This window comes from Streptomyces sp. NPDC006923 (assembly GCF_040635655.1).
Lineage (GTDB): Bacteria > Actinomycetota > Actinomycetes > Streptomycetales > Streptomycetaceae > Streptomyces.
In genome coordinates this window covers 35883-48323 of record NZ_JBEYIF010000019.1, presented here as the reverse complement: position 1 = coordinate 48323, position 12441 = coordinate 35883, and the positions used below count along the sequence as shown (strand labels likewise).

The following is a 12441-nucleotide window of genomic DNA, read 5'->3' as shown; positions in this document are numbered from 1 at the left end:
GCAGTACGTGGGGCGGCATAGCCTGGGTGTATTGCCACGCTTGCCCCGGCCCCGTGCCGCTGGGCGGCATCCGGCGGCGACTGCGGCAATTCGTGTCCGCCCGTGTCGAACGGGTGGCCCGTGAGCAACGCCGACGAGAGGACACGTCATGACCACCCCCACTCCCGACGAACACGCACCCCCGACCGAGGCACCCGCCACCGGGGAGAGCCGGGCCGCGGCCGACGCGGCGGAGCGCCAGGCCGCGGCGGACACGCAGGCCACCCTGACCGATCTCGCGGACAGCGTGGCCCTGCTGCCGCAGGCGCCGCACGTCGAGGGCGAGGAGGAGCGTCCCGACGGCGCCGTGGCTCTGCCGGTGATCGAACAGGACGGCAACCGATACGTCCCCGCCTTCACGTCCGAGGACGCTCTGGTGGCAGCGGGCGGTGATCCCGACACCGCGCTGGGCATATCCGTCGTCGAGCTGGCCGAGAACTGGCCGGAGGACGATCTGTGGCTGGCGGTCAACCCGTCCACCGACGAGGGCCTCGCCCTCCCCTCCGACCTGGTGCGGGCGCTGCCCAGCTTCAGTCACGCCGGCCGTTCGGGGCGGACCGGTGGCGAGCGGGACACCTGACCACGCGCACGGCCCGCGCCCCGCGCACCCGTGTCCGTGGTGATGACACGGGGGTGATGACACGGGGTGTGGGCGGGCGCGGTGGTGACCCGTCCAGGGCGTTGGCGACGGCCGCTCGCATCTGGCGCTCAACGGTGCGGCGGGGCATTCGCATCCGTGGGCGGCCCCCATCCGCGGTGGCAACGAGTGGCTCGTCCCTGGCCAAGGACAGGCTGTCAGACGAACGACCTCAGGGGGAGCTCAAAGGTCGCGGGAAGAGCTGAGGGGTGTATCTGCTGGCTGTTTGCTCTTTGGATGATCAGAATCTGCTGGGGCAATTCCGATTGTTCAAGTGTTGTGTTAATCACGTTACGTGAACTTCGGGCTTTCGTGATCAAGGTTGGGGTTTGCCCGGATTGATGGATCTGGACGTGCTCTCAGTCCGGCCTTAGATTTCCGTGCGTCCTGCATGTGTTGGATGTGTGGAGATTTCGGGGAGGGGTGCGTGATGGGCGGACGTCTGCGTGGATATCCGGCGGTGCGGGGCCTGGGGGGCTTGCTCAGCGCGTTGCTGTTCGCAGGCGTACTGACTGCGGTTCCTGCGGCTGCAGTCGCGCCCACCTCCGTGGCTCTGAAGGCCGGGAGTGCGGCCAGCGGCGGCGGTTCCGTTGCTGGTACGGAGGACGCGGCGCTGGCCGAGGCCAGGCGCACAGGCAAGGATGTCGAGGTCACTGCGGAGCGCACGGAGACGGGTGAGGTGTTTGCCAAACCCAATGGCCGTCTGGAGGCGCTGGAGCACCTGCGACCGGTCCGCACCCGTGTGAATGGTGAGTGGCGGGACATCGACACCTCGCTGCGGAAGCGAGCGGACGGTTCCGTTACTCCGGAAGCGGCATCCGTGGGTATCGCTTTTTCGGGCGGGGGCGGTGCGCCGCTGATCGCGCTGGAGCGGGCCGGCCGGGAGCTGTCTCTGTCTTGGCCGACCGCGCTGCCCACGCCGGTGATCGACGGCTCCACGGCTACCTACCCCTCCGTCCTGCCGGACGTGGACCTCAAGGTGCGAGCCGATGTCGACGGTGTCTCGCACACGCTGGTGGTCAAGACGCCGCAGGCAGCCGCCAATCCGCAGCTGGCTGAGCTGCGGCTTGGTATGCACACCGACGGCATGACGGTCCAGGAGACGACCGATGGCGGCCTGCGGGCGATGGACACCGGGGCCGGTGGGCCGGTGTTCGAGGCGCCGCAGCCGCTGATGTGGGATTCCAGTACTGCGGAGGGAACGTCCGTTTCCCGAAAGGCTGCGTCAGCCAAGCTGGACGCATCCGGCGGGCCGGGCGAGGCGGCACAGGTGGCGCCCCTCGATGTCGAGGTCACCTCCAGCGGTGACGAGCTCGTACTCACCCCGGATCAGCAGCTTCTGAAGGACGCCACATACCCGGTCTACATCGACCCGCAGTGGTACTCGCCGAAGGCCTCGAACTGGACCATGGTCTCGCGCTACTGGGCCTCCTCGTCGCAATGGCACTTCAATGGCGACTCCGACGCCGGAGCGGGCTACTGCGCGGGCGATGCGCGCTGCGCTCCGGAGGACGTGAAGCGTCTCTTTTACTCGATTCCCACAGAGAAGTTTGCGGGTAAAGCGATCCTGGATGCCACGTTCGTGGCACACGAGACCCACTCCTACAGCTGCGTCAAGACGGACGTGGAGCTGTGGCGCACCCAGGGCGTCAATAAATCCACAACCTGGAACTCCCAACTGGCGAGTGGTTTCTGGGCAGATCTGCAGCAGACGCGCAGGGAGGCCAAGGGCTACAGCAGCGACTGTTCGAGTGGCGATGTGGAATTCTGGGCGCTGCGGGCGGTGCAGCAGGCCGCCTCCTTCGGCTGGTCCACCACTACCTTCGGCCTGCGTGCCAAGAGTGAGACAGACCCGGAAGCTTGGAAGCGTTTCTCCGACGACGCCTACCTGCGCGTGCAATACAACAAGCCGCCCGCCCAGATCAAGATGTCCCAGCTCACCCAGAACCCCGGCGGAACCTGCTCCTCGACGGTGCGGCGTGTACGGATTCTGCCGACGTTGCGTGCGGACAATGTCACCGACCCGGACGGGGACAGCGTGGCCGTGCAGTTCCAGGGATCGTGGGATGCCGGTGATGGCAAGGGGCGTATAGCACGCTGGACTTCGGCGAAATCGACGTCGAAGAAGTCCGGCTCCGATTTTTCCCTTGCGATGCCGGCCAGCATCCCCAGAGATAAGGCAGTCGGCTGGCACGCCCGCTCGTACGATGGCGCGCAGTGGTCTCCATGGTCCTTCGAGGGTTCGGCGACCGACTGCGCTGTGCTGTACGACACCAGCGTGCCTCCCCAGCCGTCCGTGACGTCCGGTGAGTATCCGGCTTCCGTCGCCGAGGACCCAGACGACCCGTGGGCGGACGGTGTGGGCCGCTACGGCACCTTCACCATCGACACGACGCAGACAGATGTGACGAAGTACTGGTTCGGTGTCAACGCTCAGCCCAGCAGCGCGCACACGCTGAACACGTCTGGTGGTGGTGCGAAGACCATCACGTTCATGCCGACGAAGTCCGGGGTCAACTTCATCACAGCGCAGGCGTTCGACGCGGCGGGCAACGGCAGCAGCATCGCTACCTACTACTTCCGGGTGCGCGCCGGTCAGCCGGAGCGAGTGGCATGGGACCTGGACGAAAACGCCGGGGCGAACACGGTGAGTGGGCAGGGCGGTGCCTGGCCCGCGGATCTGTCCGGTGGCGCGAAGACTGGCGGGGAAGGGGTCGTGGGTACAGGTCTGCACCTGGACGGCAAGGACGGGCAGGCCGCGACAGTCTCACCGGTCCTGAACACAGCGAAGAGCTTCTCCGTATCGCTGTGGGCCAAGCTTCCCGGCACCGATCAGGGGCGTTCCCTGGTGGCCGCCGCGCAGTCCGGAAACCACAACAGTGGGTTCGAGCTCTATTACTCCTCCGCACTGGGCGGCTGGAACTTCCTGCGGCATTCGGCGGACGTGGAGAGCGGCGCTGCCGCCGCGCGCGCGACGCAGCCGGCCTGCGCCGCCGGGGACACCGCCTGTACGACGGCCCGGCTGGGGCAGTGGACCCATCTGGTCGGTGTCTTCGACAACACCCAGGGCCAGTTGAAGCTGTACGTCGACGGGAAGCTGGTCGCCACCACCGCGTTCACCAGCCCCTGGGACGCGCGCAGGTCCCTGCACCTGGGCGCGACATCGCTCAACGGAACGTCGAGCAACTACTTCGCCGGTGACCTGGACGAGGCCCAGTTGTTCGACTACCAGCTCAGTGATGCACAGGTGGCGGAGCTGCACGACAAGAAGCCGGTGGCCACCGGGCGCCCGGCGAAGGCGGTGTGGTCACTGGACGAGGATGGTTCGGTCCCATCCGTCGCCGGCCATGCGCAGAAGATCAGTGCTGGTCTGCACGGTGGTGCGCTGCTTGGTGGTGCGGGAGCCTCCGGCACCTCTCTGAACCTGAACGGCACGGACGGGTACGCGTCGACCGGCCGACCGGTCCTCGACACCTTCCAGAGCTTCTCTGTCTCCTTGTGGGCGCGTTTGCCCAAGGACAAAGAGGACCGGGCGATGACCGTCCTGACTCAAGGAAGCAAGACACAGAGTGGTTTTGAGCTCTACCACTCCTCGTCTCTGGGTGGCTGGGTCTTCATGCGGGCCGGCGGTGACAGCACCGATGCTCCCCTCGCGCGAGCCACATATCCGGTCTGTCCCGAGCACAGCAACTGCGCCGCCGGGGGATTGGGCGAGTGGGCACACGTCGTTGGCGTCTACGACCTGGACGCAGGTCAAATACGTCTCTACGTCAACGGTTTCCTGCGTTCGACCCAGCCGTTCACCACGCCATGGCTGGCGACCGGCCCCGTCATGCTGGGCGCGGCTCCGTACGCCACGGGTACCGGTGGTTTCTTCAAGGGCGATGTGGACGACGCGCGGATGTATGACCGGGTCCTCTCCGACGAGGAGGTGAAGAATCTCTTCTACCAGCATCCGGTGGTGAAGGGCCGATGGAGGCTTGACTCGGCCACGGGTAGTCCGGCGGTATCGCCTGACGACTCTTCGGGGAATCGTCCCCTGACGCTGGGTGGCCAGGCGTCCATCGATATCTCCGGAAGCTCCAACTATGTGGGCCCCGGCGGACTTGTCCTGGACGGCATCAGCGGTTTTGCCGCTGCCACCTTGCCGTCCCTGCGGACCTCGGAGAGCTTTACCGCAGCCGCGTGGGTGAGTACGGCTGCCCGTCCGGACCATCCGGTGGCGGTGATGTCCCAGCCGGGTGTCAGCGAATCGGCGTTCATCGTGCGTTATGTGCCCGACCCGAAGGACCCAGCGAACGCCGGAACCTGGCAGCTACAGATGCCGGACAAGGATGCGCCCGATGCGAGTCGGCCCGTCGCCGAGCATTCGAACTTCCAGAACACGACTAACTGGAATCACCTGGCGGTGGTGTATGACGCCTTCGCCAGTGAGATGCGCCTGTACGTCGATGGCGAGTTGCAGGCGGTCGTGTGCTCCGACGATGACGGAGACGGTACGCAGAACGAGCCGGTGTGCACCGGTCATCTCTCCTGGAACAGCAACGTGCCGTCGGCCTTCGACGCTGCTGGAGGACTGCAACTCGGCCGGGTCAAAGTCGCAGGGAGGTGGGGCGAGTTCTGGCCCGGCGTGATCGACGACGTCTGGGCCGTCCAGGGCGCGCTCACCGAGACACAGATCCGCAACCTGGCAAGTGGCAACGAACTGCCCACCAACCCCGGACCGTAATCGCTTTCCTCAGGGGCGCGCTGCGCCCTGAGACCTCTTCGCCACGGCGACCGCACCACAAGCGCACCGCCCGGAGACGGGCAACGCAGTTCCCGGTCGGCGGTGGAGCTGATCGGCAGTTACTCCGGATCAAGGTCATTTCAAGCAGGACGCCCCGTCACGGGGGTGCGGGCCGTGTGCGTCGCGCGTGGCTCAGGACGGGCAGGCAAAGGAGTGAGGAATGGCAGTGAGGGTTCGGACGCGGCTACGGCGCAGGACTGCTTTGACGATCTCGGTGGTACTGATCGGTGGCCTGCTGCAGGGCGCGGTCACACCGACCGCGCTTGCCGATGACCTGCCGAAGGTACCCGTGTCGGAGAAACCTCTGAGCGGGCACGGCGCGAAGATGCTGCCCCGCCGGACGGACGGCGCGCCGAGCACGCCCCAGCACGCTCCGAAGGGGTCCTGGCCGGCGGCGGCCTCCGCAGATGTGACGCTCCAGCCGGGAACAAGGACCGCGCGCACCCGAGCCGGACGCACCCCGGTTTCACTGACCACCCCCGCCACGTCAAAGGCCAACAGAACAAAACCACTTGTGGGTGCGGCCACGGTTCGGGTGCTGGACCATGAGGCTGCCCGACGAGCCGGCGTAGACGGCATGCTCTTCTCCCTTGAGCGCCAGCCTGGCACCACAGGGGATGCTGTAGGGATCAGCGTGGACTACTCCGCCTTCGCCCAGGCGTACGGTGGCGGATACGCGGCCCGAGCGAAGCTGGTGCAACTTCCCGCCTGCGCGGCCACCACGCTGGCCAAGGACGGGTGCGCCACTCACACTGCCGTCACGACTCGTAATGACACGGCCACACATATCCTCACCGCGAATGCTGTGAACGTGGCCGCCTCCGGCCAGGCTTCGCTGTTCGCGCTGGCCGCAGGTGCTTCGAGCGACAAAGGTGACTACACGGCAACATCGTTGTCTCCGTCAGCCGCGTGGAGCACGGATCTCAACACGGGCGACTTTTCTTGGTCCTACGACATGCCGGTCCCGGGTATACCGGGGAAGTTCGCGCCGTCCGTGAATCTGTCGTACTCGTCCAGTGTCATCGACGGCCGAACCGCCACTAGTAACAACCAGTCCACATGGGTGGGCGACGGCTTCAACCTCTGGTCGGGTTCGATCGAGCGCTCGTACAAGTCGTGTGCGGACGACGGGGTGAAGAATGCCGACGGGCAGAAACCGGGCGATCTGTGCTGGGCCTACGACAACGCGACCATCTCTTTCAACGGTCACGCGGGCGAGCTCATCCCGACGGGTGCCGACAGTTTCAAGATCAAGGGCGACGACGGCACCAAGGTCGAGCGTATCTACGGTTCAAGTAACGATGTACGGGCTAATGGCGCTCGCAACGACGAATACTGGCGAGTGACCACCACGGACGGCACACGCTACTACTTTGGCTACAACCGCCTCGCGGGATGGGCATCGGGCAACCCCACCACCAATTCCACATGGACTGTGCCGGTCTTCGGCGATGACGCCAATGAGCCGTGCCACGCGACTGCGTTCGCCGACTCCTGGTGCCAGCAGGCATGGCGGTGGAACCTTGACTACGCCGTCGACGCACACGGCAACTCCATCGGCTATTTCTACAACAAAGAGACAAATGCGTACGCGCGCAATCTCAACCCGGCGGACGAGACCTCCTACGACCGCGGCGGTTCTCTGGATCACATCGACTACGGGCTGCGCAGCACCTCCAACTACTCGGCCAAGGCACTCGCACGCGTCGACTTCGCCTCGGCCGAGCGGTGCCTGCCCGAGCCGGGTGTGACCTGCGACGCCGCCACGATCAATGACAAGGCTTTCTACTGGTACGACACCCCCTGGGATCTGAACTGCAGGTCCGGGGTCGACTGCACCAAGTCCGCGGCGCCGAGCTTCTGGACCCGCACGCGTCTGACGGACGTCACCACCCAGGTTCTCAAGCCGGACGGTACCGGCTACTCGCCAATTGACACCTGGCACCTGGACCAGGGCTGGGGTATGTCGGACATCGACTACCAGCTCTTGCTCTCGTCGATCCAGCACACCGGCAAGTCAGCGACCCCGAACATTACGCTGCCGAAGGTCACCTTCGGCTACGATCAGCACGCCAATCGGCTGGACATCCCCGGAGACGACACCGCACCGTTCATCAAAAAACGCATTTCCCAAGTCGTGGACGAGTCCGGTGGTCAGCTCAACGTCAACTATTCCGCCGCCGCGTGCGATGTTGACCACCTGCCGACACCCGAATCGAATACCACACGCTGCTACCCCGTCTTCTTCACCAAGCAGGGCGACGAGAATCCGTCGAAGCAATGGTTCAACAAGTACGTCGTCGAATCGCTCACCCAGACCGACCGCACCAAGTCGTCGCCGGACATGGTCACACGCTACTCGTATCTGGACGGGGCTGCCTGGCACTACGACGACGATGACGGGCTGACCAAGGAGAAGTACAAGACTTGGTCCACCTGGCGTGGTTACGGTCATGTCCGGGAGCAGACGGGTGGCCAGGATCCGGTCGGTATGAAGTCGCAGACGGATCATTACTTTCTCCGCGGCATGGACGGGGACAAGTCCTCCCTCTCCGGTGGGACCAAGTCGGTGAGCGTCTCCGATGACAACGGCAGCACCATCACTGACCACGACTCCGCGGCCGGCTTCGAGTACAAGACCGAGCATTACACCGGCCCTGGCGGCAGAGTTCTGAACAAGACCGTCAGCACTCCGTGGCATCACGAGACGGCCAAGCGCGTGCGTGACTGGGGCACCACCACCGCCAACTTGACCGGCGCCGCCGAAACCCGCACCTGGACCTCTCTTGATGACGGGGCAGGCGCCAAATGGCGCCGGACCGAAACGGTTAACACGTTCGAGAACACGGCCGGGCGCATCACTCAGACCGATGCCTTCGGTGACGAGAGCACCTCAAGCGACGACCAGTGCACCCGCACGACGTACGCGGACAATGCCACCTCCTGGCTTTTGCAGTCCGTCGCCAGGGTCGAGACCGTGGCGGTCACATGCGACGCCACCCCTGACCGGTCCAAGAACGTCATCGCTGATGTCCGCACCGCCTACGACGGACAGGGCTATGGAGCGGCGCCCACGCGGGGCGACGCAACCCACACGGCCACGCTCAAGTCGCATGACGGAACCACCGCCACCTATACGGAGGCGGGTGCCACGTACGACACCGCCACGGGTCGTCCGCTGACCGCCACCGACATAACCGGCATCGTCACGGCGACCGGCACCGCTGCCCCGGTGCGTACCGACCGCAAGGACGGCCGGACCACCACTACCGTCTACAGCCCCACCACCGGCTTCCCGACGGAAATGACGGTGACCGGCCCACCCGCCGTCCCTGGTACCGCCGCCACGGCGCAGTCCACCAAGACCACCTACGACACGCTGCGCGGACTACCGGTCACTGTCCTGGACACCAACAACAAGCGCACCGACACCACCTACGACGCTCTGGGCCGCAGCCTCAAGAGCTGGCTGCCCAACCGGTCCAAAGCCAACAGCGATACCCCGAACTACGAGTTCAGCTACTCAATCACCGATAACAAGCCGGTCGCGATCGCCACCAAGACCCTCAAGGGCGCCGGCGCTCAGCAGACCGCGTACACCCTCTACGACGGATTCCTGCGCCCTCGCCAGACTCAGGCTCCGGGCCCGGACGGCGGTCGGCTGGTCGACGACACGTTCTACGACGAGCGGGGCCTGACAGCGAAGTCCTTCGCCACGTATTACAACACTGGAGCACCCTCGACAGAACTGCTCGTACTCGACAACGCGCTCGCGGTTGAGACCCAGGCGTGGAACACCTACGACGGGCTAGGACGCGTAATCAAGTCCCAGCAGGTGGCGGGCAACGGCGACGGTGGCACCGTACTGGCCACCACCAGCACCACCTACGGCGGCGACCGCATCAACGTCACGCCTCCCCATGGAGCCACCCCCACCACCACCGTCTCCGACGTGCGGGGCAACACCACAGACCTGCTGCAGTACCACGCGGTCAACCCCACAGGGCCGGCCGACACCACCCATTACGACTACACCCCCGCCGGTAAACTTGCGAAACTCACCGACCCCTCAGGGAATACCTGGTCGTACACCTACGATCAGCGAGGCAACCTGACTGGTGTGCACGACCCGGACAAGGGCGATGCGACCTCGGCATACGACGACCGCAACGTGCTCACCTCCACCACTGATGCCCGCAAGCAGACCGTCACGCACGTGTACGACGGTATCGGCCGCGAGACCGAGACCCACGACGGCGGCGCGACCGGCCCCCTGCTGACCAAGCATGTCTGGGACCCCTCCGGAGCCGAAGGCCAGCTCGCCTCGGCCACTCGCTACGTGGGCGGGGCAACCGGATCTGCCTACACCACCACCTACAACATTTACGACACTCTCTACCGGCCCAACCGGATCACTACCACCATCCCCGCGGTCGCGGGGGAGGAGGGACTGGCCGGCGCTTACCAATCGAACATCAAGTACAACGTCGACGGCACCCTCCAGTCGACCGGGTATCCCGCAGCGGGCTCCCTCGCTGCGGACGGTCTCGTCCCCACCTACGACGAGACGCTACGCCCCGTCACGCTGACCGGAACTGGCGGAATCACCTATCTCACCGACACCAAGTACAGCCTCACGGGCAAGCCGCTACAGTTCACCTACCAGAGCGGCGGCAAGAAGACTCTGGTCAGCAACATGTACCAATGGGGCACCCAGCGCCTGGACAAGGCCCAGGTCGACCGCGAGGACGTGCCGGGCACCGACAAGTCCTCCACGTACGGCTACGACGAGGCCGGCAACGTCACATCCATCAGTGACGTCTCCCGTGACGGCACCGACAACCAGTGCTTCCAGTACGACTACCTCGCACGCCTGACCGAAGCCTGGGCGCAGAACGCCACCACCTGCGCGACACCCGGAGCATCCGCCCTCGGCGGACCCGCCCCCTACTGGCAGTCCTACACCTACGATCTCAGCGGCAATCGGAAGTCGGAGACACTCCACGACACGAGCGGCTCGGCAGCGAAGGACATCTACCGCACCTACGCCTACCCCGGCACCGGCGCCACCCATCCCCACTTCCTCACCCAGGTCGACACGGCAGGCCCGGACGGCACATCGAGAACCAGCTACACCCCCGACGCCACGGGCAATACCGCTACCCGCACCATCAGCGGAGACAAGCAGACCCTCGAATGGGACGCTGAAGGACACCTGGCCAAGGTCACCGCACCCGACGGCAGCGGCGGCACCAAGACCCTCGCCTCCTACGTCTACGGTGCCGACGGCAATCGCCTGGTCGCCCGGACCGCAAGTGAAACCACTCTCTACCTCGGTGCCACCGAACTAACCCTCACCAAGGGCGCGACCAAAGCGAAGGCCACTCGCTACTACGACCTCGGCGGCGGTAACCAGGCCATTCGCACCGACGACAACAAGCTCACCTTCCTCATCGGTGACCACCACGGAACCTCAGAACTTGCCATCGCGGCGTCCGACCTGGCCATGAAGCAACGCCGTTCCACACCCTTCGGCGCTTCTCGCGGTACCCCGCCCGCCACCTGGCCCGGCCAGAAGGGCTTCGTCGGCGGCACCCAGGACGCCACCACCGGGCTCACTCACCTCGGGGCCCGCGAATACGACCCCGACACCGGCCGCTTCATGAGCGTCGACTCAGTCCTGGATACGGCGGACCCCCAGCAGCTCAACGCGTACAGCTACACCGAGAACAACCCGGTCACCTACAGCGACCCCACGGGCCGCACCAAGTGCGACGTGAACCCCGAGCTCTGCAGCGGCCACAAGACTTCACCGTCGGTCGAAAAGGAAAAGGCTGACGCAGCCTACGAAGAAGCGCAGGAAAATGAGAAGGGAAAGCGGGCTGCAAGACAGAGAGAGGAAGAGATCAGAGAAGCCTATGAATATTTTTTCACTCCTAACAAATGTAATGGAGTCGGATACGGGAGTGTGACGGTCTGTCACACCCAGGCCGAGTGGGATGCCCAGAAGGCGGCGGATAAGGAGCTGCTGTCAGCACTTGGTGACATGACGGTCGCGGTCCCGTGGGCGCAGTGTGTGGCAACTCACGACGAGCATGCGTGCTACGTCACGGGTGAGGCCATATCCACCCTTGATCTTGGCCCGATTGTGAGTGGCTCCGTGCGCTTTGCCCGTGCCCTCAGTCGGGCAGAAAGAGCTCTGTGTAGCTTTACTCCTTCCACTCGCGTCTTGATGAAGGATGGGCGGACAAAGCCCATCGCGAAAATCAAGCCAGGCGACAAGGTCGCAGCAGCGGACCCAAAAACGGGAAAGCGCGAGGGAAGCAGAGCCGTCGCTGCACAGTTCAAACACCGTGATGATGACCTCATCGACCTGACAATTCTTGGCGCGAATAACAAGGTTGTTACGCTTCATGCTACGGCCAAGCATCCATTCTGGGACGGCACCACGCACACCTGGACGCGCGCCGACCGGCTCGCGGCCGGTGACTCCCTGAACACAGCCGACGACGGCCATGCGCGAGTGCTTCGCGTTGCAAAGCGGGTCGGTGAGGCTGATATGTACAACCTCACGGTCGAAGACTTGCACACGTACTATGTGCTGGCGGGCGAGACGCCGGTCCTCGTTCACAATGCAAATTGCGGTCTTAGGACATGGTCCGAGGCAGGTATAAGCCCGACCGACGCGAAGCGCATCCAGAATGCTGCAGATAAACAGGGGCAGCCGATCATTGTTGTAGGGAGCCGAGCGGGGAACGGAAACCTTAATCCGACCTCGGACTGGGACTACATCCTGAGTGGACCATCGCGATCCCGTCACAGCGTCCAGAACTCTCTGCCCCGGGGAACCGGGGCCGGAGAAGGTAGCGGTCGTGGCCGTGACTTCTATCAGAGTTACAACCCTAACGCGCGGTACTATACGGAACTGGACACGAGTAAGCCGCACGTCATATTCCTACCGAGGGGACAGTGAGGC

Annotated in this window: 3 protein-coding genes; all 3 read left to right on the top strand. The window is 64.9% G+C overall.

The window, feature by feature from the left end; all coding sequences use genetic code 11:
- Positions 1-148 precede the first annotated feature (148 nt).
- The 3 genes from ABZ707_RS28670 (at position 149) to ABZ707_RS28660 (ending at position 12438) form a co-directional block, all read left to right on the top strand.
- Positions 149-619, top strand: a complete 471-nt coding sequence (locus ABZ707_RS28670; RefSeq protein ID WP_360180384.1) for an SseB family protein — start codon at positions 149-151, stop codon at positions 617-619.
- Between the two features lie 487 nt (positions 620-1106).
- Positions 1107-5405, top strand: coding sequence for a LamG domain-containing protein (locus ABZ707_RS28665; RefSeq protein WP_360180382.1), 4299 nt, complete (start codon positions 1107-1109; stop codon positions 5403-5405).
- 262 nt (positions 5406-5667) lie between these two features.
- Positions 5668-12438, top strand: coding sequence for a polymorphic toxin-type HINT domain-containing protein (locus ABZ707_RS28660; RefSeq protein ID WP_360180380.1), 6771 nt, complete (start codon positions 5668-5670; stop codon positions 12436-12438).
- Positions 12439-12441: the final 3 nt, after the last annotated feature.